The organism is Eubacterium sp. MSJ-33, assembly GCF_022174665.1.
In the GTDB taxonomy this organism is placed as follows: Bacteria; Bacillota; Clostridia; order Lachnospirales; family Lachnospiraceae; genus Coprococcus_C.
In genome coordinates this window covers 837,894-861,726 of sequence record NZ_CP076562.1, presented here as the reverse complement: position 1 = coordinate 861,726, position 23,833 = coordinate 837,894, and the positions used below count along the sequence as shown (strand labels likewise).

At 43.7% G+C, this 23,833-nt stretch carries 21 protein-coding genes; 20 read left to right on the top strand and 1 reads right to left on the bottom strand.

Annotation, left to right across the window (positions count from 1 at the left end):
* Positions 1-39 precede the first annotated feature (39 nt).
* The 8 genes from KP625_RS03920 to KP625_RS03885 all read left to right on the top strand — a co-directional run bounded on the left by KP625_RS03920 (position 40) and on the right by KP625_RS03885 (position 7,242).
* Positions 40-1,707 carry a glutamine--tRNA ligase/YqeY domain fusion protein gene (locus KP625_RS03920; RefSeq protein ID WP_238299467.1) on the top strand — a complete coding sequence of 556 codons (1,668 nt, stop codon included), beginning with the start codon at positions 40-42 and terminating at the stop codon, positions 1,705-1,707.
* Positions 1,708-1,744: 37 nt separating this feature from the next.
* Positions 1,745-2,614, top strand: a complete 870-nt coding sequence (locus tag KP625_RS03915) for a DUF2225 domain-containing protein (RefSeq protein ID WP_177970352.1) — start codon at positions 1,745-1,747, stop codon at positions 2,612-2,614.
* A gap of 36 nt (positions 2,615-2,650) precedes the next feature.
* Complete coding sequence (locus KP625_RS03910; protein WP_238299466.1) at positions 2,651-3,292, top strand: hypothetical protein; 642 nt, start codon at positions 2,651-2,653, stop codon at positions 3,290-3,292.
* Between the two features lie 95 nt (positions 3,293-3,387).
* Positions 3,388-4,107 (top strand): DUF6062 family protein, encoded by a 720-nt coding sequence (locus tag KP625_RS03905; protein WP_238299465.1) that lies wholly within the window; start codon positions 3,388-3,390, stop codon positions 4,105-4,107.
* 268 nt (positions 4,108-4,375) lie between these two features.
* On the top strand, positions 4,376-4,660 hold the full coding sequence (locus tag KP625_RS03900; RefSeq protein WP_021984306.1) for a co-chaperone GroES: 285 nt from the start codon (positions 4,376-4,378) through the stop codon (positions 4,658-4,660).
* A gap of 79 nt (positions 4,661-4,739) precedes the next feature.
* The gene (gene groL, locus KP625_RS03895; protein ID WP_177970337.1) at positions 4,740-6,368 is read left to right on the top strand and encodes a chaperonin GroEL; all 1,629 of its coding nucleotides are present in this window, start codon (positions 4,740-4,742) and stop codon (positions 6,366-6,368) included.
* A gap of 278 nt (positions 6,369-6,646) precedes the next feature.
* Positions 6,647-6,844: a type II toxin-antitoxin system HicA family toxin gene (locus KP625_RS03890; RefSeq protein WP_238299464.1), complete on the top strand. Its 198-nt coding sequence runs from the start codon at positions 6,647-6,649 to the stop codon at positions 6,842-6,844.
* A 2-nt stretch (positions 6,845-6,846) separates the two neighbouring features.
* On the top strand, positions 6,847-7,242 hold the full coding sequence (locus KP625_RS03885; RefSeq protein ID WP_238299463.1) for a type II toxin-antitoxin system HicB family antitoxin: 396 nt from the start codon (positions 6,847-6,849) through the stop codon (positions 7,240-7,242).
* Here KP625_RS03885 and KP625_RS03880 read toward each other — a convergent pair.
* On the bottom strand, positions 7,239-8,363 hold the full coding sequence (locus KP625_RS03880) for a LysR family transcriptional regulator (protein ID WP_238299462.1): 1,125 nt from the start codon (positions 8,361-8,363) through the stop codon (positions 7,239-7,241). The two genes, KP625_RS03885 and KP625_RS03880, sit on opposite strands and share 4 nt — an antisense overlap.
* 110 nt (positions 8,364-8,473) lie before the next feature.
* Here KP625_RS03880 and leuC point away from each other — a divergent pair, with 110 nt between their 5' ends.
* The 12 genes from leuC to KP625_RS03820 all read left to right on the top strand — a co-directional run bounded on the left by leuC (position 8,474) and on the right by KP625_RS03820 (position 23,781).
* Complete coding sequence (leuC, locus tag KP625_RS03875) at positions 8,474-9,736, top strand: 3-isopropylmalate dehydratase large subunit (protein WP_238299461.1); 1,263 nt, start codon at positions 8,474-8,476, stop codon at positions 9,734-9,736.
* Positions 9,737-9,751: 15 nt separating this feature from the next.
* Complete coding sequence (leuD, locus tag KP625_RS03870; protein ID WP_238299460.1) at positions 9,752-10,243, top strand: 3-isopropylmalate dehydratase small subunit; 492 nt, start codon at positions 9,752-9,754, stop codon at positions 10,241-10,243.
* 20 nt (positions 10,244-10,263) lie between these two features.
* Positions 10,264-11,346 (top strand): 3-isopropylmalate dehydrogenase, encoded by a 1,083-nt coding sequence (leuB, locus tag KP625_RS03865; protein ID WP_238299459.1) that lies wholly within the window; start codon positions 10,264-10,266, stop codon positions 11,344-11,346.
* Positions 11,347-11,711: 365 nt separating this feature from the next.
* Positions 11,712-13,376, top strand: a complete 1,665-nt coding sequence (ilvD, locus tag KP625_RS03860; RefSeq protein ID WP_238299458.1) for a dihydroxy-acid dehydratase — start codon at positions 11,712-11,714, stop codon at positions 13,374-13,376.
* A gap of 102 nt (positions 13,377-13,478) precedes the next feature.
* Entirely contained in the window at positions 13,479-15,161 is a 1,683-nt protein-coding gene (gene ilvB, locus KP625_RS03855; RefSeq protein ID WP_238299457.1) for a biosynthetic-type acetolactate synthase large subunit, read from the top strand.
* Between the two features lie 14 nt (positions 15,162-15,175).
* Complete coding sequence (serC, locus tag KP625_RS03850) at positions 15,176-16,258, top strand: 3-phosphoserine/phosphohydroxythreonine transaminase (protein ID WP_238299456.1); 1,083 nt, start codon at positions 15,176-15,178, stop codon at positions 16,256-16,258.
* 16 nt (positions 16,259-16,274) lie between these two features.
* Positions 16,275-17,438 carry a phosphoglycerate dehydrogenase gene (locus KP625_RS03845; protein WP_238299455.1) on the top strand — a complete coding sequence of 388 codons (1,164 nt, stop codon included), beginning with the start codon at positions 16,275-16,277 and terminating at the stop codon, positions 17,436-17,438.
* A 22-nt stretch (positions 17,439-17,460) separates the two neighbouring features.
* Complete coding sequence (gene asd / locus KP625_RS03840) at positions 17,461-18,552, top strand: aspartate-semialdehyde dehydrogenase (protein ID WP_177983463.1); 1,092 nt, start codon at positions 17,461-17,463, stop codon at positions 18,550-18,552.
* Between the two features lie 198 nt (positions 18,553-18,750).
* Positions 18,751-19,317, top strand: a complete 567-nt coding sequence (locus KP625_RS03835; protein WP_216506887.1) for an AAA family ATPase — start codon at positions 18,751-18,753, stop codon at positions 19,315-19,317.
* A 44-nt stretch (positions 19,318-19,361) separates the two neighbouring features.
* Positions 19,362-20,594, top strand: a complete 1,233-nt coding sequence (locus tag KP625_RS03830) for a DUF1015 domain-containing protein (protein WP_238299454.1) — start codon at positions 19,362-19,364, stop codon at positions 20,592-20,594.
* An 18-nt stretch (positions 20,595-20,612) separates the two neighbouring features.
* The gene (gene glgB, locus KP625_RS03825) at positions 20,613-22,820 is read left to right on the top strand and encodes a 1,4-alpha-glucan branching protein GlgB (RefSeq protein WP_238299453.1); all 2,208 of its coding nucleotides are present in this window, start codon (positions 20,613-20,615) and stop codon (positions 22,818-22,820) included.
* A gap of 109 nt (positions 22,821-22,929) precedes the next feature.
* On the top strand, positions 22,930-23,781 hold the full coding sequence (locus KP625_RS03820; protein ID WP_177970920.1) for a mechanosensitive ion channel family protein: 852 nt from the start codon (positions 22,930-22,932) through the stop codon (positions 23,779-23,781).
* The last annotated feature ends 52 nt before the right edge of the window (positions 23,782-23,833 follow it).

Below are 23,833 nucleotides of genomic sequence, written 5' to 3'. Positions count from 1 at the left end.
TGATATGATAAAAAAATACTAGTAAAAAGGAGTACGTTCATGGAAGGTGAAGCAACAGTTTCAAAAAATTTTATTGAACAGGAGATAGATAAAGATCTGGCAGAGGGAAAATATACAGAGGTAGTAACACGTTTCCCACCGGAGCCAAACGGATATCTGCATATTGGACATGCAAAGTCAATTCTTTTAAATTACGGTCTTGCCAAGGAGTATGGAGGAACATTCCATTTTCGGTTCGATGACACGAACCCTACAAAGGAAAAGACCGAATATGTACAGTCTATCATTGATGATATCAAGTGGCTGGGCGCTGATTATGGAGATAAGATTTATTTCGCATCGAATTATTTTGACGCGATGTATGATGCAGCAATCAAGCTGATCAAGAAGGGAAAAGCATATGTCTGCGATCTGTCAGCCGATGAGATCCGCGAATATCGTGGAACACTGAAGGAGCCGGGCAAGAACAGCCCATATCGTGACAGAAGCGTAGAGGAAAACCTGAGATTGTTTGAGGGCATGAAGAACGGAGAATATCCGGATGGAAGCAAGGTATTGCGTGCGAAGATTGATATGGCTAGTCCGAATATCAACATGCGTGATCCGGTTATCTATCGTATTGCACGTATGACACATCATAACACCGGTGACAAGTGGTGCATCTATCCGATGTATGATTTCGCACATCCGATTGAGGATGCCGAGGAAGGGATTACACATTCCATCTGTACATTGGAGTTTGAGGATCACAGACCACTGTATGACTGGGTTGTACGGGAACTGGAATACAAGAACCCACCGAGACAGATTGAGTTTTCTAAGCTGTATCTGACAAACGTTGTGACCGGAAAGCGATATATCAAGAAACTTGTAGAAGATGGTATCGTAGATGGTTGGGATGACCCAAGACTGGTTTCCATCGCTGCACTTCGGAGACGGGGATTTACAAAAGAATCCATCAAGATGTTTATGGAACTTGTTGGTGTTTCCAAGTCACAGAGTTCCGCGGATTATGCGATGCTTGAGTATTGTATCCGTGAGGATTTGCGCTTGAAGGCAAACCGTATGATGGCGGTATTGGATCCAATTAAGTTAATCATTGATAACTATCCGGAAGGACAGGTTGAGTATTTCGATATCGATAACAATCAGGAGGATGAATCGGCCGGCAAACGCCAGGTTGCGTTCTCCAGAGAGTTATATATTGACCGCGAAGACTTTATGGAGGAGCCGCCGAAGAAATATTTCCGATTGTTCCCTGGAAATGAAGTGCGCTTAAAGGGTGCTTATTTCGTAAAGTGCGTGGATTATAAGAAGGATGAAAACGGAGTTGTAACGGAGATTCACTGTACCTACGATCCGGAGACGAGAAGTGGTTCCGGATTTGAAGGAAGAAAGGTTAAAGGAACGATTCATTGGGTATCAGCGGAGAGTGCAGTCGATGCAGAAGTGCGCCTGTATGAAAATATCGTGGATGAGGAAAAGGGTAAACTTAATGAAGATGGTACCCTGAACTATAATCCAAACTCTTTGACGGTTTTGAAGAATTGTAAGCTTGAGGCGGCACTTGGAAAGGCCGTAAAGGGAGATAAATTCCAGTTCTTACGGCATGGATATTTTTGTGTAGATGCAAAAGATACGACAGAAAATCATTTGGTATTCAACCGGATTGTATCATTGAAGAGTTCATACAAGCCGGGTAAATAAGTTAAGTAACAGGGGTGTAAGGCAGAGGAGGATTGCTATGGGCATTTTTTCCACAATGGGAAAACTTGGCCTGGGTGATTTTGACGAGTCGAAGATTATGGAGACAGATTCCGGTACTGCGAATAAGCATGGTGCGGCGGAAATCAAGGAGACAAAATCACCGGAGGAGTTGGAAAAGGAAGTACTGTTTGATAAGACTTACGAATGTCCGGTCTGTAACCTGACATTTAAGACAAAATGCGTGCGGGCAGGAAAGGTTCGACTGGAGGGCAAGGATAGCGATCTTCGCCCGATATACAACCTTATTGACCCAATCAAATATGATGTGATTACCTGTGAAAAATGTGGATATTCTGCACTTGGAAGGTATTTCGGAAAGCTGATGAACCGACAGATGAAAGATATCAGTGAACAGATTGGTGCGAAGTTTAATGGTATTGAGTCTGCTGTTGGTAAGGATATTTTTACTTATGATGATGCGATTACAAGATATCAGCTTGCTTTGATCACAGCTATGGTAAAAAAAGCAAAGAGTAGTGAACGGGCATATACTTGTCTGAAATACGCATGGGTACTGCGTGGGAAAAGACAGTATCTGGCAGCGAGACCAGAAGGAATCAAACCGGAAGAGAATCGCTCTTTATACATGGATGAAAGAGAATGTTTGAAAAATGCGTATGAAGGTTTTTTGAAAGCAATCTCATCAGAGACTTTCCCGATTGCGGGAATGGATGAAAATACACTGAATTATCTGCTTGCGGATCTGGCGCGGAGACTTGGAAAAAACGAGGATGCATTGCGGCTGCTGTCGTTGGTGATTACATCGCGCAGCGCATCTTCCCGTATGAAGGATGAAGCACTCAAGCTGAAGGATATGATTCGGGATAGTATTAAGAACAATAAATGAGATGGAGCATAATCTGTAATAACAGATTGATTTAGTATGGATGCAAATAATATCATGACAGACATTCCTTTACACGTGTATAAACCGGATGAGGAAGACTACAGTATTTATATTGTGTTGTCAAAAACACAGACACTTCCGTCACGTGTGATTAAATTATGGACGCGTGAACCATATGCGCATACATCGCTTGCTATGGATGTGGAATTAAAGGAAATGTACAGCTTTGCAAGAAAGCATTTACATAATCCGTTTGATTGTGGATTTATCAATGAGGATATCACGACGGGAGTTTTTGGACGCGATGTCCAGACAACGTGCAGGATCGGAAGACTGCGTGTAACGAAACAACAGTATGAAAAGATTATGGAAATACTGGAACAATTTAAGAGTGAAAAAGCATTTTATCACTATAATTATCTCGGTATTTTAGGCGTGATGTGCCGGAAATCCGTGGAACGGAGATACAATTATTTCTGCTCACAGTTTGTATCTTATGTTCTGCGTAAAGCGGGAATCCCCCTGATTACGAAGAAACCGGGGCTGACCTGTCCGCGCGATTTTCGGATGTGTGATGACTTGGAGATCATCTATGAGGGAAAGCTTCGTAATTACAGGAATTATCTGAAACTGCATTTCCTGCGGGATGCTGAGACAGGCGATTATATTGTAAACTAAGTAAAGAGAGCACAACGAAAAACCGCTGTGCTCTTTTTTGTACAATGAACACAAGAAAAACTATTTGGCTTGGAAATGAAGAGGAGGAACGAAAAATGGCAGAACAGTTGTATACGATTCCGGTGAACGATGCATTTACGATGGATTGCGAATGCCCAATCTGTGAGATGAACCGGCAATTGGAACGAAATGCAATCGAATATACGATGGGACCAAGTTATATGGAGGACGATAACCGGGCGATGACGGATGAACAAGGCTTTTGTGCGCATCATGTGCGGATGCTTTACGCGGAGAAGAACCGGCTGGGACTTGCTCTGATGTTAAAGACACATACGGATAAGACTATCCGGGATCTGAAGGCACTGAGTACCGGAAAACCGGTTGTATCAGGAGGACTTTTTAAGAAACAGGCGAGTTCTTCGGTTGGGGATTATATCAAACGGCTGGAGGATTCGTGCTTTATTTGCAACCGGATGAAGGAGACGTCCATGAGGTATATCGATACGATCTTTCATCTGTGGAAGAAAGATCCGGAGTTTCACGAGAAGTTTGCAAACTGTAAGGGCTTTTGTACCTATCATTATGGAATTCTGTATGATGCGGGCAGTGTAAAGCTTGCGAAGGATGCCTATGCGGAGTTTCAGGAGATTCTGAATAAGACGTATTTTGCCGGTATGGAGCGTGTGAATGGAGATATTGGCTGGTTTATCGATAAGTTTGATTACCGGTATAAAGATGAACCATGGAAGAATGCGAAGGATTCGCTGCCACGGGGAATCATCAAGACGAACCATACAATCATAGAATCGTAAACATGATTAGTTCGATAAGAATACAAGCAGACAGGAGAGCGGAAGAAGCTTTTCTGTCTGTTTTATATTTACGCATATATAATAGAATCTATCATAAAAACAGGAAGGGAATCATACATTATATACAGGCTGTCCGGTAAATTGTGTCCATTTGGTTAAATTTACAAATTAGGGGTTGATTTTTTTGGAAAAATGAGTACAATAAGAATTATGTTAGCACTCAACCAATATGAGTGCTAAAAGTAAAAATTAGGAGGTCGGGTATATTATGAAGTTAACACCATTAGGAGACAGAGTTGTATTGAAGCAGTCCGTTGCAGAAGAGACGACAAAATCAGGTATCGTTCTTCCGACACAGTCACAGGAAAAGCCACAGTATGCAGAGGTCGTTGAAGTTGGTCCTGGCGCTGTTGTAGATGGCGAGAAGGTTCCGATGGAAGTAAAGGCTGGCGATAAAGTAATCTATTCAAGATATGCAGGAACAGAAGTAAAGCTTGGGGATGATGAGTACATCATTGTTAAGCAGGCAGATATTCTTGCAATCGTTCAGTAACAGGTAAGGCAGTATGGGTACGAAGAAAGTATTGCCGTTATCATTAGAAGATGCGAAAAAAACTAGGAGGCGTAATACAATGGCAAAGGAAATTAAGTATGGAGCAGAAGCCAGAAAGGCTTTGGAAGCAGGCGTAAACCAGCTTGCAGATACAGTTAGCGTAACACTCGGACCAAAAGGAAGAAACGTAGTTCTTGCAAAGTCATTTGGTTCCCCACTCATCACAAATGATGGTGTGACAATTGCAAAGGAGATTTCTCTTGAAGATCCGTTTGAGGATATGGGTGCACAGATTGTAAAGGAAGTTGCAACCAAGACAAATGATGTTGCCGGTGATGGTACAACAACAGCAACCGTTCTTGCACAGGCAATGATCAATGAAGGTATGAAGAACTTAGCAGCCGGAGCAAATCCAATCGTACTTCGTAAGGGTATGAAGAAGGCTTGTGATGCAGCCGTAGATGCAATCTCAGAGATGAGTGAGTCTATCAATGGCAAAGAGCAGATTGCAAGAGTTGCTTCTATCTCTGCCGGTGATGATGGTGTCGGTGAGCTCGTTGCAGATGCAATGGAGAAGGTTTCTAAGGACGGCGTTATCACAATCGAAGAGTCTAAGACAATGAAGACAGAGCTTGACCTGGTAGAAGGTATGCAGTTTGACCGTGGCTATGTAAGTGCTTATATGGCAACAGATATGGAGAAGATGGTTGCAGAACTGGATAATCCATATATTTTGATTACAGATAAGAAGATTTCCAATATTCAGGATATTCTTCCGCTTTTGGAGCAGATTGTACAGGGTGGACAGAAGCTTTTGATCATCGCTGAGGATATCGAGGGCGAGGCTCTTACAACATTGATCGTAAATAAGCTGCGTGGTACATTTTCAGTCGTAGGTGTAAAGGCACCTGGCTATGGTGACAGAAGAAAAGAAATGCTGCAGGATATCGCAATCCTGACAGGTGGTACAGTCATCTCTGAGGAGCTTGGTTATGACTTAAAGGAGACAACTCTGGATCAGCTCGGACGTGCAAAGAGTGTAAAGGTTGCCAAGGAGAATACAGTCATCGTTGATGGTTGTGGTGCAAAGGCAGATATCGAGGCAAGAGTGAATGTAATCAAGGCACAGCTTGCTGAGACAACATCTGAGTTCGATAAGGAGAAGCTGCAGGAGAGACTGGCAAAGCTTGCCGGCGGAGTTGCTGTTATCCGTGTTGGTGCTGCAACTGAGACAGAGATGAAGGAAGCAAAGCTTCGTCTCGAAGATGCTTTGAACGCTACAAGAGCAGCCGTAGAAGAGGGTATCATCGCAGGTGGTGGATCTGCATATATCCATGCTTCTAAGAAGCTGAATGCTCTGATTGATACATTGGAAGGAGACGAGAAGACCGGTGCAACAATCATCGCAAAGGCACTGGCAGCACCGCTTGCTCATATCGCAGCAAATGCAGGTCTTGAAGGTGCAGTCATCATCAACAAGATTAAAGAGTCTGAGGTTGGTGTTGGATTTGATGCTTACAAGGAAGAGTATGTAAACATGATCGAAGCAGGTATCATTGATCCTGTGAAGGTTACAAGAACAGCATTGCAGAATGCAACATCCGTTGCTTCTACATTCCTTACAACAGAGTCTGTTGTTGCTGATATCAAGGAAGATGCTCCGGCTATGCCAGCAGGTGGCATGGGCGGCGGCATGGGAATGATGTAATAACCTGAGCAACGCATAGAAAAATAAAAACACGGCGGTTACGCAAGTTTACTTGTGGTAACCGCCGTGTTTTTATTTTTATGTATGTTGCGAAGCAACATACTGAGCTGGAGCGAAGCGAAAGCGAAGTAGCGTTGCTCAGTTTATTATTCTGTGCGCAGCACTACAGCCGGCAAGTCGCGAAGCATCTTGTGGCTGTGTGCTCAGGTTATTACAATTCCACCTTTTATATTGACAATACGTATAAATACGTATACAATAATAAAAAGGAGAACAATATGCCAACAACATCAAAAGCAATGATCAAAAAACTAAAGAAACATGGATTTGAAATTATATCGCAAAATGGATCACATGTGAAATTAACGAATAAAGAAACGCACAAAACAGTGATTGTGCCATATCACTGTAGAGATTTGAAAACAGGTTTAGAACAGGCAATATTAAAACAGGCAGGAATAAAGGAGGAGAAATAACTATGCATCATTATTTTTATCCGGCTATATTTCATAACGACGAGAAGGGTGGCTATTGGATTTCATTTCCAGACTTCCCGGAATGCATGACACAGGGAGAAACAATGGAAGAAGCATACGAGATGGCTGTAGAGGCAATGGGATTGTGCATTGATGACCGGTTAAGAAACGAAGAATCGTTGCCGGAAGTGTCCGCTCCAGTGGATTATATACTGCAGGAGGGCGATTTTTCCTGCCTGATTGAATTTGATCTGGTACAGTACAGGAAAAAACACAACACAAAATCTGTGAAGAAAACACTCAGTATTCCGGAATGGTTAAATGAAGCAGCGATGGAGCATGATATCAATTTTTCACAGGTACTTCAAGAGGCATTGATGAAGAAAATAGGAATTTAACACCCCCACATTCCCAGAAACTTCCGTAACACTTCGGACTTTCCACGGCTCTTCGGGTACACGAATCCGACAGTGCGTTCTGCAACTGGATGGAAGAGCGGAAGCTCTAAGATCTGCCCGGAAGCCAGATAGTCCGTCGCAAATTCCCGTACGACACTTGCAACCCCCATGCCGATAGCAGCAAAATCAATGAGCAGATCCATGTTGTTGATTTCAAGAATCTGTTGCGGATGGATTCCCTGCGATTCCAGATAATCATCAATATGCGTACGTGTGATGTTATTTTTCTCCAGCAACATAAGATTGGACTTCTCCAGAATATCCTTTATGGCGAATTCGGATTCGTCTGTGGAAGATGCAGAATTTATCGAGGCGAAAGCTGAATCAGCAGACTTTTCATTTTTGATGTCACTTTCATCCAAATTTCCCATAATGCCGGTCAGATTTCCGGAAAAAAGCCACGGATTTACAGTCTCCGGTGCAAGTTCCTCCTGTTCCCGCAGGTGCAGGTTGGAGAGGTAAGTTTCATTTACGACGAAGATGTCGTGGATTGTGCTGATATCCTGGTATTCAAAGCCGGACGGAATATCTGTCTTGCAGATCAGCCCGATGTCGATGCGTCCGTCATTTAGAAGCTTCAGTGTATTGACTGTGGAATGACAGTCGATGATAATCTTGATATGTGGATTTTGTGAGATAAAGGTCTGCAGTTTGTCCAATAAAATATGTTTGCAAAGTGAAGTGCTGACCCCGATCTTTAACTGCCCGATGCCGAGTTCATGGATATGTCGTATTTCATCTTCGCCTTGTGAGATATTCGAGAATGCTTTCTCGATATGGTTGTATAGAACCTGTCCTTCGTCAGTCAGCGTCACGCCCTTGGAAGAACGCAAAAAAAGCTTCACGTGTAGCCCATCCTCGAGTTTTGCAATCGCTTTTGAGATTGCAGGCTGGCTGATGAAAAGCATATCGGCGGCTTTGCTGATATTTCCGGTATTTGCAACGGTATAAAATACTCTGTAATAATTCAGATTATCGAACATATAAATCAACCCTTCCACATAATGAGTAAACAAAAATTCTGTATAGCAACGATCGTGATTGTGTTTATATGATAACATAATTGACATATAACTACAAGTTATGATTAATATTCATATTATATATTGTAATTATGGAAAGAAATATGGTATGATTCAGACATTATTAGTAGAACCAGGAGGAAATGATTATGGGAATGACCATGACGCAGAAAATACTTGCGAAACATGCAGGTCTTGCAAGTGTGGAAGCAGGACAGTTGATTGAGGCAGATTTGGATTTAGTGCTTGGTAACGATGTCACAACACCGGTTGCCATTCATGAGATGGAAAAGTTTAATAAGAAAGAAGTGTTTGATAAGAGCAAGATTGCGCTTGTTATGGATCACTTCACACCGAATAAAGATATTAAGAGCGCAGAGCATTGTAAATGCGTACGTGAGTTCTCCGGTGAAAATGAAATCGTGAATTTCTTTGATGTCGGAGAGATGGGAATCGAGCATGCATTGCTTCCGGAAAAAGGATTGATCGTTGCAGGCGAGACATGCATCGGTGCCGATTCACATACATGTACCTATGGTGCCCTTGGCGCATTCTCCACAGGTGTCGGCAGTACGGATATGGCAGCCGGTATGGTAACAGGTAAGGCATGGTTTAAGGTGCCATCTGCAATCAAGTTTAATATCATAGGAGAGAAGGCACCATATATCAGTGGTAAAGACGTGATTCTTCACATCATTGGTATGATTGGTGTAGACGGCGCTCTCTATAAGTCTATGGAGTTTGTTGGTGATGGTATCAAGAACCTTACTATGGATGATCGTTTCACGATTGCAAACATGGCAATCGAGGCAGGCGCAAAGAACGGTATCTTCCCAGTCGATGAGCAGACAGAAGCTTACATGAAGGAACATTCTACAAAGTCGTATACAAAGTACGAGGCAGACGCCGACGCAGTATACGATGAGGAATATACGATTGATCTCTCGACTTTGAAGCCAACCGTTGCATTCCCACATCTTCCGGAGAACACAAAGACAATCGATGAAGTTGGTGATATCAAGATTGATCAGGTAGTAATCGGTTCTTGTACAAACGGAAGAATCTCCGATATGCGTATTGCTGCGGATATCATCAAGGGCAGACATGTGGCAAAGGGTGTGCGTGTGATTGTAATCCCGGGCACACAGGAGGTTTACTTACAGATGCTTGAGGAAGGTCTGACAAAGGCATTTATCGAGGCAGGCGCAATCGTATCAACTCCAACCTGTGGACCATGCTTAGGTGGACATATGGGTGTTATGGCAGCCGGTGAAAAGTGCGTTTCTACAACAAACCGTAACTTTGTCGGACGAATGGGACATGTGGATTCCGAGGTATATCTGGCAAGTCCTGCTGTTGCAGCAGTATCTGCGATTACGGGCAAAATCAGCTGCCCATGTGAATTGAACTAGATGGAGGGAGAAATTATGAAAGCATACGGAACAGTACATAAATATGGCGACAATGTGGATACAGACGTAATCATTCCGGCAAGATATCTGAATTCCTCAGATCCTGCGGAACTTGCGAAAAACTGTATGGAAGATATTGATAAGGACTTCGTAAAGCGTGTGAAACCGGGCGATATCATGGTAGCAAACAAGAACTTTGGATGCGGTTCATCCAGAGAACATGCACCAATCGCAATCAAAGCATCCGGTATCAGTTGTGTAATCGCTGAGACATTTGCAAGAATTTTCTATCGTAATGCAATCAACATCGGACTTCCGATCATTGAATGTCCGGAAGCTGCTAAGGGAATTGAAGCAGGCGATATGGTAGAGGTTGATTTTGACAGTGGTATGATCTATAACAGGACAAAGGGAACTGAGTTTAAGGGTCAGGCATTCCCTCCGTTCATGCAGAAGATTATCAAAGATGGCGGATTGATTAATTATATCAATGCAAAAGAAAATTAATGAGTTTAGGAGAAATAATCATGAATTGTAATATAGCAGTAATCAAGGGTGACGGTATCGGACCTGAGGTTGTCACACAGGCAATGAAGGTGTTAGATGCAGTCGGAGAAAAGTTTGGACATACATTTAATTATGAGCAGCTTCTGATGGGCGGATGTTCCATTGATGCATATGGTGTTCCTCTTACGGATGAAGCAGTTGCAAGAGCGAAGGCAAGTGATGCGGTGTTGCTTGGTTCCATTGGTGGCAATACAAGTACATCACCTTGGTATAAGCTTCCACCGGAGAAAAGACCGGAAGCCGGACTTCTGAAGATCCGTAAGGAGTTAGGACTTTTTGCAAACTTAAGACCAGCCAATCTCTATGAGCAGTTAAAGGGTGCATGTCCTTTGAAAGAAGAAATCGCAGACCGCGGCTTCGATATGATGATCATGCGTGAGCTGACTGGTGGCCTTTACTTCGGAGCAAGAGAGACAAAGGAAGTAGACGGTGTGATGACAGCCGTTGATACATTGACTTACAACGAAAATGAGATCCGTCGTATCGCAATCAAGGGCTTTGATATTGCAATGAAGCGCCGCAAGAAGGTAACAAGTGTCGATAAGGCAAATGTGCTTGACTCATCCAGACTTTGGAGGAAAATTGTAGAAGAAGTTGCCAAGGATTATCCGGAAGTAACATATGAGCATATGCTTGTTGATAACTGTGCAATGCAGCTTGTCAAGGATCCGGCACAGTTCGATGTCGTATTAACAGAGAATATGTTTGGTGACATCTTATCCGATGAGGCATCTATGATTACAGGTTCTATCGGTATGCTTGCATCCGCATCCCTGAATGAAACAAAATTCGGTATGTATGAGCCAAGTGGCGGTTCAGCACCGGATATTGCCGGACAGGATAAGGCAAACCCAATCGCAACGATTCTTTCTGCAGCGATGATGCTCCGCTACACATTCGATCTTGACAAAGAGGCAGATGCAATCGAGAATGCAGTCAAGCAGGTGCTTATAGATGGTTTCCGTACATGCGATATCGTGTCAGAAGGTACAACACTTGTCGGCTGTAACGAGATGGGCGACAAGATTGTAGAACGGATTTAGGGTAGTAAGGAAGAATTATTATGATAATTTTGAAGTGAGAGATAGACAATTGTGAAACGGAGAAGAAATCGTTCGTATATTTCAATTTTGATTCATGAATATATGCGATATGTTTGAAACTTAGAAGTTCTTGATGTTCTGAAAATAAAGAAGCAATGTTTGAACACGATGTTCAAACAAGCCGTCACTGAGCCATGGATGGCGAATTGACGGCGGTTGCGTATACATAGACAGTGTAAATCAGAACATCTAGTACTTCTTAGTTTCAATACATTGTATATGGAATGAATCAAATTGAAATATATGTGGAATATGTAGATGTTTCATAATTGCTAGCAGTATGTGAAGAGAAAGGAAGAAAAAAGATGAAGAGTGATAACGTAAAGGTTGGCATGCAGCAGGCACCACACAGAAGCTTGTTCAATGCCCTTGGAATGACAGAAGAAGAAATGAAGAAACCGTTGGTCGGTATCGTATGTTCTTACAACGAGATCGTACCCGGACATATGAACTTGGATAAGATCGCACAGGCAGTTAAGCTTGGCGTGGCAGAAGCAGGCGGAACACCTGTGATGTTCCCGGCAATTGCTGTCTGTGATGGTATCGCGATGGGACATATCGGAATGAAGTATTCCCTTGTAACAAGAGACCTGATTGCAGATTCAACCGAGTGTATGGCAGTCGCACATCAGTTTGATGCACTTGTCATGATTCCGAACTGCGATAAGAATGTACCGGGACTTCTGATGGCGGCAGCCAGAGTCAATGTACCGACTGTATTCGTATCCGGCGGCCCGATGCTTGCGGGACATGTGAAAGGACATAAGACAAGCCTTTCATCTATGTTCGAGGCAGTTGGTTCTTATGCGGCAGGCAAGATGAGCGAAGAGGATGTTAACGATTTCGAGTGCCATGCATGTCCGACCTGTGGATCATGCTCCGGTATGTATACTGCAAACTCTATGAACTGTCTGACAGAGGCACTTGGTATGGGACTCCCTGGAAACGGAACAATCCCGGCAGTATATTCTGAGAGACTGAAGCTTGCAAAGCGTGCCGGTTATGCCGTTATGGAGATGTACAAGAAGAATATCTGTCCGAGAGATATTATTACAAAGGATGCTATCATGAATGCGTTGACAGTGGATATGGCACTTGGATGCTCTACAAACTCCATGCTTCACATCCCGGCAATCGCACATGAAATCGGATTTGACTTTGATATTTCCATGGCAAATGAGATCAGTGCAAAGACACCGAATCTCTGCCACTTAGCACCGGCAGGCCCGACATATATGGAGGACTTAAATGAGGCTGGAGGCGTGTATGCGGTTATCAACCAGCTCTGTGAGGCAGGACTGATCAATGAAGATTGCATGACAGTAACCGGCAAGACAATCGGAGAGGCTGTAAAGGGACATAAGAACCTGAATCCGGAAGTTATCCGCCCGATGGCAAACCCATACAGCTCAACCGGCGGACTTGCCGTATTGAAGGGAAATATCGCACCGGACGGCTCTGTAGTCAAGCGGTCTGCGGTTGTTCCGGAGATGCTGCAGCATGAAGGTCCGGCACGTGTGTTTGAATGTGAAGAAGATGCAATTGCGGCTATTAAGGGTGGCAAAATTGTGGAAGGTGATGTTGTTGTTATCCGTTACGAAGGACCAAAGGGCGGTCCTGGTATGCGTGAGATGCTGAACCCGACATCTGCGATTGCGGGTATGGGACTTGGCTCTTCGGTAGCACTGATTACAGATGGCCGTTTCTCAGGTGCAAGCCGTGGTGCTTCTATCGGACATATCTCACCGGAGGCAGCTGTTGGAGGTCCGATCGCTTTGATTGAAGAGGGTGATATCATCAGTATTGATATTGATGCATGTACGATCAATGTGAAGGTTTCCGATGAGGAACTTGCAAAACGGAAAGAGGCATGGACACCAAGAGAACCAAAGGTAACAACCGGATATCTGGCAAGATATGCAAAGATGGTAACATCCGGCAACCGCGGTGCAGTTTTGGAGTTGAAGTAAAATATATTGAATAATTCAAAACAATGTGCTATCCTATCAGATATTGGTTATCTGACAGGAAGAAAAGGATAAATCAAGTTGTATGTAGATAAGGAGAAGTTTATGAAACAATTAACTGGATCAGAAATAGTGATTGAATGTCTGAAAGAACAGGGCGTTGACACAGTATTTGGATATCCGGGAGGAACGATCCTGAATGTCTATGATGCATTGTATAAGCATCAGGATGAGATTCACCATGTCCTGACATCCCATGAGCAGGGCGCAAGCCATGCAGCAGATGGATATGCAAGAGCGACTGGTAAGGTTGGCGTATGTATGGCAACTTCCGGTCCGGGTGCAACAAATCTTGTAACCGGTATTGCAACCGCATATATGGATTCAATTCCACTTGTTGCAATCACTGCAAACGTAGGTGTTTCTCTTCTTGGAAAAGACAGCTTTCAGGAGATTGATATTGCAGGTGTAGTTATGCCGATCACGAAGCATAGCTTTATTGTAAAGAATGTACATGAACTGGCAGATACAATCCGCCGTGCGTTTAAAATCGCGCAGTCAGGCAGACCGGGCCCGGTTCTTGTCGATATTACAAAGGATGTTACTGCAAATGTTGCAGACTATGAGCCGAAGGCACCGGAGCCAATCGAACGCGTGACCAAGACAATCCGTGCAGAGGATATCGACACAGCTATTAAGATGATTGAGAATTCGAAGAAACCGATGATTCTTGTCGGTGGTGGTGTTGTTGCGGCAGATGCGTCCAAGGAACTGAAAAAATTTGCAGAGAAAATTGATGCAGTTGTCTGTGATACATTGATGGGTAAGGGTGCATTTCCGGGAACGGATGACCGTTACACGGGAATGATCGGTATGCATGGAACCAAGGTTTCAAACTTTGGTATCAATCAGGCAGACCTTGTGATTGTCGTTGGTGCGAGATTCTCAGACCGTGTAACCGGTAATGCAAGTAAGTTTGCAAATCAGGCAAAGATTTTACATATTGATGTTGATGCAGCAGAAATCAATAAGAACGTGGAAGTTGATGCAAGTGTTGTCGGTGATGCCAAAGAAATACTGAAGATGATCTCTACCAGAATCAAGGCGTCTAAGAAACCGGAGTGGAGAGCACAGATTGATGCACTCAAAGAACAGTATCCGGATCATGCAGATATGAATGAATTCTCGGGACCGGCGATCATCAACAAGATCTATGAGCTGACAGAGGGCAATGCAACAATTACAACTGATGTAGGACAGCATCAGATGTGGGCAGCCCAGTATTATAAATTCAAAGAGCCAAGACAGCTTCTGACATCCGGCGGACTCGGAACAATGGGCTACGGCGTTGGTGCCTGTATCGGTGCCAAGTACGGACGTCCGGACCGTGTGGCAATCAACATTGCGGGAGACGGATGTTTCCGTATGAATATGAACGAGATCGCTACGGCAAGCCGTTATAATGTGCCGATCATCCAGGTTGTAATCAACAACCATGTGCTTGGTATGGTGCGTCAGTGGCAGACATTGTTCTACGATAAGCGTTATTCGAATACAATCTTAGATGATTCGGTTGACTTCGTGAAGGTAGCGGATGCACTTGGAGCGACTGGTTTTAGAGCTACAAATCTTCAGGAGTTTGAGGATGCCATGAAGCAGGCAATCGAATTAAATAAGCCGGTTGTGATTGATTGTATCATCGGTAAGGATGATAAGGTATGGCCAATGGTTGCTGCAGGAGCAGCTTTGGAAACCTGTTTTGACCAGCAGGATTTAGATAATAAGTAGGAGGAAGAGGAAAAATGGCAAGAGTATTTAACTTTTCAGCAGGTCCTTCCGTATTACCGGAAGTAGTGTTGAAGCAGGCAGCAGATGAGATGCTGGATTACAAAGGTTCCGGCATGAGCGTAATGGAGATGAGTCATCGCTCGAAAGTGTATGATAACATCATCAAAGAAGCAGAAAAAGACCTTCGTGATCTGATGGATATTCCGGATAATTACAAGGTATTGTTCCTGCAGGGCGGCGCATCACAGCAGTTTGCAGCAATTCCTATGAACCTGATGAAAAACGGTGTCGCTGACTATATTATTACCGGTCAGTGGGCAAAGAAGGCAAGCGAAGAAGCAAAAAAGTACGGAAAGGTAAATATTGTTGCATCGTCAGCTGACAAGACCTTCAGCTATATTCCGGATTGCTCTGACCTTCCGATTTCTGAGGATGCAGATTATGTGTATATCTGCCATAACAATACAATTTACGGAACTACTTACAAGAAGCTTCCAAACACAAAGGGCAAGATCCTTGTTGCTGATATGTCTTCCGATATTCTGTCACAGCCAGTCAATGTGTCTGACTATGGACTGATCTACTTTGGAGTACAGAAGAACGTAGGACCGGCTGGTGTCGTTGTTGTAATCATCCGTGAGGATCTGATCCGTGATGATGTTCCAACTTACTGCCCGACCATGCTTAAGTACAAGACACAGGCAGATAACGACAGCTTATACAACACACCTCCATGCTACGGTATTTACATCTGTGGTCTGGTGTTCAAGTGGGTAAAAGAAATGGGTGGACTTTCCGCTATGAAGATTCACAACGAGAAGAAGGCAGCTATCCTGTATGATTTCCTGGATTCTTCTAAGATGTTCCGCGGAACTGTTGTGAAGGAAGATCGTTCCCTGATGAATGTTCCGTTCGTAACTGGCGACGAAGAACTTGATGCCAAGTTCGTAAAGGAAGCAACAGCCGCAGGTTTTGTAAATCTGAAGGGACACAGAACAGTCGGTGGTATGCGTGCAAGTATCTACAACGCAATGCCAATCGAGGGTGTTGAGAAGTTAGTTGCATTCATGAAGGACTTCGAGGAGAAGAACTCATAATAAGGGAGAGAAGAAAATGGCTAAGATTAATTGCTTGAATCCGATCGCAGCCTGTGGTATGGATTTGTTCAATGATACATATGAAGTAGTAGATGATTTTGCAGCAGCAGACGCGGTACTTGTCAGAAGTGCAGCGATGCATGATTTAGAGCTTTCCGATAATCTGCTTGCAATTGCACGTGCAGGTGCAGGTGTCAACAACATCCCGCTTGACAAGTGCGCAGATAAGGGAATCGTTGTATTCAACACACCGGGCGCCAATGCAAACGGTGTAAAGGAACTTGTGATCGCAGGACTTTTGCTCGCATCCAGAGATCTGATGGGTGGTTATAACTGGGTAAAGGAGAATGCATCGGATGAGAATATTGCTAAGACAGTCGAGAAGCAGAAGAAACACTATGCCGGCTGTGAGATCATGGGTAAGAAGCTCGGAGTTATCGGTCTTGGTGCGATCGGTGCCAAGGTCGCAAACATTGCTTTCCGACTTGGTATGGAAGTATATGGCTATGATCCATATGTCTCTGTCGATGCAGCATGGAGACTTTCAAGCCATGTAAAACACATCAAGAATGTTGAAGATATTTACAAAGAGTGTGATTACATTACTGTACATGTACCGGCCCTTGATTCTACGAAGGGCATGATCAATAAGGATGCATTTGCCATGATGAAGGATGGCGTGAAGGTCCTGAACTTTGCAAGAGATATTCTTGTAAATGACGACGACATGATTGAGGCACTTGCAAGCGGAAAGGTTGCAAAGTATGTAACAGATTTCCCAAATGCGAAGATTGCCGGAGTTGATAACGTAATTACATTGCCACACCTTGGCGCATCGACAGAGGAATCCGAAGACAACTGCGCAGTGATGGCAGTGAAGGAAATCGTGGATTTCGTTGAGAATGGTAACATCAAAAATTCCGTAAACTATCCGGCTTGCGATGCCGGCAAGTGTTCGGAAGCAGCAAGAGTTTGTGTATGTCACAAGAATATTCCGAATATGATCACGCAGTTTACTGGTGCATTTGCTTCCAAGGGTATCAATGTGTCTGACATGGTAAGCAAGTCGAAAGGTGATTATGCTTACTCGGTATTTGATATTTCTGAGAAGGCAGATGAAGATACTGTAAAGTCTATTTCAAGTATCGATGGCGTATTGAAAGTACGTGTAATTCAGTAAACAGGAGTTGGAGGATAATAAAATGAGTGATAAGTTAAAGGTAGGTATTCTTGGCGCAACCGGTATGGTTGGACAGAGATTTATTTCACTTCTTGAGAACCATCCATGGTTTGAGGTTGTGACAGTTGCAGCCAGCCCACGTAGTGCAGGCAAGACTTACGAAGAGGCAGTTGGTGATCGTTGGAAGATGGATACACCGATGCCGGAAGCTGTTAAGAAGCTGATCGTACACAATGTAAACGAAGTAGAAGAGGTTGCTTCTACCGTTGATTTCGTATTCAGTGCGGTTGATATGTCCAAGGACGAGATCAAGGCAATCGAGGATGCATATGCGAAGACAGAGACACCGGTTGTCTCAAACAACAGCGCTCACCGCTGGACTCCGGACGTACCGATGGTAGTTCCTGAAATCAACCCGGAGCATATGAAGGTCATCGAGTTCCAGAAGAAACGTCTTGGTACAACCAGAGGTTTCGTAGCAGTAAAGCCGAACTGCTCCATCCAGTCTTACGCACCGGTGCTTACCGCATGGAAGGAATTTGAACCATATGAGGTTGTTGCAACAACCTATCAGGCAATCTCCGGAGCAGGAAAGACATTCAAGGACTGGCCGGAAATGGTTGGAAATATTATTCCATTTATCGGTGGCGAGGAAGAAAAATCTGAGAAAGAACCACTTCGCATCTGGGGACATATTGATGAGGAGAAGGGTGAAATCGTTCCTGCGACAAGCCCGATCATCACATGCCAGTGTATCCGTGTACCGGTATTGAACGGACATACAGCAGCCGTATTTGTAAAGTTCAAGAAGAACCCAACGAAGGAACAGCTGATCGAGAAGCTGGAGTCTTACAAGGGCGTTCCGCAGGAACTTGGACTTCCGAGTGCTCCGAAGCAGTTCATCCGTTATATGGAAGAGGATAACCGTCCACAGGTTACTCTGGATGTAGATTATGAGAATGGCATGGGTATTTCTGTTGGACGTATCCGTGAGGATTCTGTTTATGACTGGAAGTTTGTCGGACTTTCCCACAACACGGTTCGGGGCGCCGCAGGTGGTGCTGTGTTATGTGCAGAGCTTCTCAAGGCACAGGGATATATCACAAAGAAATAATTTATGCGATTGCGTAAGAAGTAAATAAAATTAATAAAAAGAACAAACAGACATTTTTCATGGCGAAACGGAATGGAAATGCTTGTTTGTTCTTTTCTTTTGTGGTAATATTGAAATAATTAGGTTCTTATTGTATGCATGGCATACAGAGTAGAACATATAGAGAATTTTAATGTACATATATAGGAGGCATCAACCATGAAGAAATTGATTTTAGTAACTTCACCACCTGCTTGCGGCAAGACATTTATTTCACGTAAGCTAGCAAAAGCACTTCCAAACTGCGTATATCTCGACAAGGATACATTAATTGTATTGTCTAAGCAGATTTTCAAGGTTGCTGGAGAAGAGTACAACCGTTCATCTGATTTCTTCCAGAGAGAGATTCGTGATTACGAGTATTATGCTGTTCTTGATTTTGCATTTGAAGCATTGGAGTACAATGATACTGTTTTAATTAATGCACCGTTTACAGACGAGATTCGTGATAACGAATATCTTGACAATCTTCGTGCAAAGTTAAAGGAAAAAGATGCAGAATTATTCGTAGTATGGGTACATACAGATGTGGAAGTATGCCATGAGCGTATGATTAAGCGTGCGTCTGACCGTGATGCATGGAAGCTTGCTCATTGGGATGAATATATCGCAACACAGAACTTTAAACAGCCGGATAATATTCCTGAGTTGTTTGTGTTCAACAATTCTTCCGAGGAAGATTACAAGAAGTCTATCGATGCAGCAGTGAAGGCAATCCGCGGATAAAACTGTCCGTGGGAGGCAGAGGCGATACTTAGAGGAGAAGATACATGGCAATTATTAAACCTTTTAAAGCGTATAGACCGAGAAAAGAAATTGTCAGTGAAGTTGCAGCGTTGCCATATGATGTATATAACCGGGAAGAAGCAAAAAAAGCAGTGGAGGAAAAACCTTTATCATTCCTGCGTATTGACCGTGCGGAGACAGCGTTTGATGACAGTGTGGATATTTATGCACCGTGCGTATATGAGAAAGCAAAGCAATTGCTGGATAGCATGATTGAGCGTGGTGATTACGTGGAAGATACGGTCCCGATGTATTATTTATATGAGTTGGTGATGGATGGAAGAGCACAGACCGGAATTGTGGCATGTGCGTCCATCGAGGATTATGAATCCGGGGTTATCATGAAACATGAGAATACACGGGAAGATAAGGAAATTGATCGTATCACACATGTGGATACATGCAATGCGCAGACGGGTCCGATTTTTCTTGCATACCGTGCACAGACGGTGATTGATGCAATTGTGGAAAAGATCAAGGCTCGTCCGGCAGAGAATGATTTTGTCTCTGAGGATGGAATCACACATCGCGTGTGGCTGGTGACAGACGCAGCAGATATCGTGGCAATTGAGCATGCATTTTCTGAGATGTCACAGATTTATATTGCGGATGGACATCACAGGGCGGCATCGGCGGTAAAGGTTGGAATCAAGCGCAGAAATGCAAATCCAAATCATACCGGAGAGGAAGAATACAATTTTTTCCTGTCGGTTCTGTTTCCACATGACCAGTTGAAGATTTTGCCATATAACCGTGTCGTACGCGACTTAAACGGCTATACAGCAGAGACATTTATGGAGAAAATCAAGGCAGATTTTGAGGTGGAGCCGGTTGCTGATGCGTATCAGCCAGAGGAAAAAGCAACATTTGGCATGTATCTCGATGGTGCATGGTATAAATTACGTGCCAAGTCACACATACTATCCGAAGATCCGGTCGATGGTCTGGATGTCTCAATCTTACAGGATTATCTGCTGGCGCCGGTGCTAGGAATCGAAGATCCGAGAACAGATAAAAGAATCGATTTTATCGGAGGAATCCGCGGCCTTGCAGAGTTGGAACGACGCGCAAACAGCGATATGAAACTGGCATTTTCGATGTATCCGACATCCATCGAAGAGCTTTTTGCAGTAGCTGATGCGAAGCGGTTGATGCCGCCGAAGTCAACATGGTTTGAACCAAAGCTAAGAAGTGGAATCTTCATTCATAAATTGTAGAGAGGAGACACATTTGACATGTCCAAAAGAAAGGCAGTTTTTGCTATAAACTGGATGGAAGTCGATGCTTTGGTCCAGGGTATTCACAACAACCCACATCATATTCTTGGTATGCATGAGTGTATTGATGATTTGTATATCAATGCATATCTGCCGGGTGCAAAGGTTGTAAATGCCATTGAAGTGTCCACAAGAAAGAAGTACACACTTGTATCGGAGCGTGTGCCGGGATTTTTCTCTGTGGTAATTAAAGATAAGAAACCGTTTGAATATAAATTAAACGTCCGGTTTGACAACGGTGACGAAGTGACATACTTTGATCCGTATGTGTTTGAACCGGTGATTGATCCGATTGATATCAGTTTGTTCAACGAGGGAAAACATTACAGCATCTATGAAAAGATGGGTGCACATCCAATGACCGTCGATGGCGTGGAAGGTGTGCTCTTTGCTGTATGGGCACCGAACGCAGACCGTGTATCGGTGGTTGGTAATTTCAACAACTGGGATGGCAGACGACATCCGATGCGGAAACTGGATTATTCCGGTATTTATGAGTTGTTTATCCCGGGTAAGCTCGTTGGTGAGATCTACAAGTATGAGATTAAGGCAAAGTCCGGACAGGTATTCATGAAGAGTGATCCGTATGCGTTCAGCAACGAGGTCCGTCCGGCAAATGCATCCCGTATCGTGGATATTTCCTATAAGTGGAAAGATACCGCATGGATGGAGAAGCGGGAGACGAAAGATACAGACGCACAGCCGATGGCAATCTATGAGATGCATCTTGGCTCCTGGAAGCGCCCGACCGATGGCAGAGAGTTTTATAATTACCGCGATATTGCAAGCCTGCTTGCAGATTATCTGTTGATGATGAATTATAATTATGTTGAGCTGATGCCAATCATGGAGCATCCGTATGATCCGTCCTGGGGATATCAGGTAACCGGATATTATGCACCGACATCCCGTTATGGTTCGCCGGCAGACTTCATGTATTTTGTGGATTATCTGCACAGCAAGGGAATCGGCGTGATTTTAGACTGGGTACCGGCACATTTCCCGAAGGACGAGCATGGACTTGGCAGATTTGACGGTACAGCACTGTATGAGCATGAGGACCCACGGCGTGGCGAACACCCACACTGGGGTACGTATATATACAATTACGGACGCAATGAAGTTCGGAATTTCTTAGTTGCAAATGCACTTTACTGGGCTGAAAAATATCATATCGATGGTATCCGCATTGACGCGGTCGCATCGATGCTGTATCTCGATTATGGACGCGGCGATGGTGAGTGGCTGCCGAACATCTATGGAGGTAATGAGAATCTCGAAGCAATTGATTTCATTAAGGAAGTCAATAGTAAGATGCATGAGCTGCACAAGGGTGTTATCATGATTGCGGAGGAGTCAACGGCATGGCCGATGATGACGCATCCGGTTGAGGCTGGCGGACTTGGATTTGATTACAAGTGGAATATGGGCTGGATGAATGATTTCCTGAACTATATGAAGCTTGATCCGTTGTACCGCAAATATCATCACAACGATTTGACGTTCAGTATGGTATATGCATACAGTGAGAAATTTATTCTCGTACTTTCCCATGACGAGGTTGTTCATGAGAAAGGATCTATGATTGCGAAGATGCCGGGAGGATACGAAGATAAATTCTCGAATCTGCGTGTAGCATATGGGTATATGATGACACATCCGGGTAAGAAGCTTCTGTTTATGGGACAGGAGATTGCACAGTTTGCAGAGTTCAACGAGAATGCAGAAGTAGACTGGTCACTGTTCGAGTTTGATGCACATGTATTTATGCAGGGGTATGTCAAGGAATTAAATGAGCTTTATAAGACAGAACCGGCACTGTATGAACTCGATTCTTCTCCGGAAGGATTCACATGGATCAACTGTAATAGTGCAAATACAAGCCTTCTTTCTTATGTTAGAAAAGGTAAGAAGGAGAGCGATACGCTTTTGATCATCTGTAACTTCACACCGATGGAACACAAGGCATATAAGCTTGCTACTCCATCCGGCGGAAGATGGCAGGAGATTTTCTCCAGCGATAACAGCCGTTATGGTGGCGAGGGCAGAAATAACAAGACAGTGAAACAGGCGAAGAAAGCAGAGTGTGACGGACAGGAACATTATATATCCGTTACCGTACCACCCCTTTCTATCAGCGTATTTAAAAAGAAAATCGGCAAATAATTAAGATGAAACAGGCTGTCCTTCGTGAGAAGGGCAGCTTGTGAAGTTTTCGGGATAAATGAATATTTACTTATATGAACAAAAATGAAACATAAAAGGAGGGTCTTGTTTGGAAGACATCAAGGAGATTGAACCGTCTAAGCTTGAAGAATATCTCAATAAGCTTGGAGACTGGGCATTAAACAAAGGGTTTCAGCTATTGCTTGCAATCCTGTGCATGTATATTGGGATGAAGCTGTCGAAGCTGATCGTGAAGATGATACGCAAATCCTTCAAAAAATCAAGCATGGAGGAAAGTGTTGCATCATTTCTGCTGTCACTGATTAAATTCACATTTTATGCCATTGTATTTATTACGGCTGCGTCTATTGTCGGATTCCAGGTAACATCGTTAGTCACGATTCTTGGTACCGCCAGTCTGGCAATCGGTCTTGCACTGCAGGGCAGTCTGGCAAACTTCGCAGGTGGCGTCCTGATACTTATATTGAAACCGTTTCGAGTCGGCGATTACATCATCGAGAATGACAAGCAGTGTGAAGGTATGGTTGTGTCAATTGACATCTTCTATACGAAGCTGCAGACGTATGACAACCGGATTGTTGTGATTCCGAACGGAAATATTACGTCTCATTCGATTGTCAATGTGACAGCGGCAGGAACAAGAAAACTGGATATCGCGGTCGGCGTAGCCTATAATTCGGATTTGAAGAAAGTAAAGGATACATTGTATCAGGTTGTGACGGAAAACCAGTATTATGATAAGACGAAGGAAGTTGATGTGTTTGTGGATTCCTTCGGAGATAGTAGTATCAAGATGGGTGTCCGTTGTATGGTAGCGACAGAAAATTATTGGAAGGCAAAATGGGAGATCCAGGAAGCCATTAAGTATGCATTTGATGCGCAGGGTATTGAGATTCCGTTTGACCAGATGGAAGTGACCTTGAAGAATAAGGATGTATAGCATATGGAAAAAATAATGGAAATGTGCTATTATATAAAGTTGACAAAAAAGA

Excerpts from the sequence above, each read along its gene's own strand:
- KP625_RS03920 (WP_238299467.1), top strand. The coding sequence starts at position 40 with ATGGAAGGTGAAGCAACAGTTTCAAAAAATTTTATTGAACAGGAGATA.
- KP625_RS03915 (WP_177970352.1), top strand. The coding sequence starts at position 1,745 with ATGGGCATTTTTTCCACAATGGGAAAACTTGGCCTGGGTGATTTTGAC.
- KP625_RS03910 (WP_238299466.1), top strand. The coding sequence starts at position 2,651 with ATGGATGCAAATAATATCATGACAGACATTCCTTTACACGTGTATAAA.
- KP625_RS03905 (WP_238299465.1), top strand. The coding sequence starts at position 3,388 with ATGGCAGAACAGTTGTATACGATTCCGGTGAACGATGCATTTACGATG.
- KP625_RS03900 (WP_021984306.1), top strand. The coding sequence starts at position 4,376 with ATGAAGTTAACACCATTAGGAGACAGAGTTGTATTGAAGCAGTCCGTT.
- groL (WP_177970337.1), top strand. The coding sequence starts at position 4,740 with ATGGCAAAGGAAATTAAGTATGGAGCAGAAGCCAGAAAGGCTTTGGAA.
- KP625_RS03890 (WP_238299464.1), top strand. The coding sequence starts at position 6,647 with ATGCCAACAACATCAAAAGCAATGATCAAAAAACTAAAGAAACATGGA.
- KP625_RS03885 (WP_238299463.1), top strand. The coding sequence starts at position 6,847 with ATGCATCATTATTTTTATCCGGCTATATTTCATAACGACGAGAAGGGT.
- KP625_RS03880 (WP_238299462.1), bottom strand. The coding sequence starts at position 8,363 with ATGTTATCATATAAACACAATCACGATCGTTGCTATACAGAATTTTTG.
- leuC (WP_238299461.1), top strand. The coding sequence starts at position 8,474 with ATGGGAATGACCATGACGCAGAAAATACTTGCGAAACATGCAGGTCTT.
- leuD (WP_238299460.1), top strand. The coding sequence starts at position 9,752 with ATGAAAGCATACGGAACAGTACATAAATATGGCGACAATGTGGATACA.
- leuB (WP_238299459.1), top strand. The coding sequence starts at position 10,264 with ATGAATTGTAATATAGCAGTAATCAAGGGTGACGGTATCGGACCTGAG.
- ilvD (WP_238299458.1), top strand. The coding sequence starts at position 11,712 with ATGAAGAGTGATAACGTAAAGGTTGGCATGCAGCAGGCACCACACAGA.
- ilvB (WP_238299457.1), top strand. The coding sequence starts at position 13,479 with ATGAAACAATTAACTGGATCAGAAATAGTGATTGAATGTCTGAAAGAA.
- serC (WP_238299456.1), top strand. The coding sequence starts at position 15,176 with ATGGCAAGAGTATTTAACTTTTCAGCAGGTCCTTCCGTATTACCGGAA.
- KP625_RS03845 (WP_238299455.1), top strand. The coding sequence starts at position 16,275 with ATGGCTAAGATTAATTGCTTGAATCCGATCGCAGCCTGTGGTATGGAT.
- asd (WP_177983463.1), top strand. The coding sequence starts at position 17,461 with ATGAGTGATAAGTTAAAGGTAGGTATTCTTGGCGCAACCGGTATGGTT.
- KP625_RS03835 (WP_216506887.1), top strand. The coding sequence starts at position 18,751 with ATGAAGAAATTGATTTTAGTAACTTCACCACCTGCTTGCGGCAAGACA.
- KP625_RS03830 (WP_238299454.1), top strand. The coding sequence starts at position 19,362 with ATGGCAATTATTAAACCTTTTAAAGCGTATAGACCGAGAAAAGAAATT.
- glgB (WP_238299453.1), top strand. The coding sequence starts at position 20,613 with ATGTCCAAAAGAAAGGCAGTTTTTGCTATAAACTGGATGGAAGTCGAT.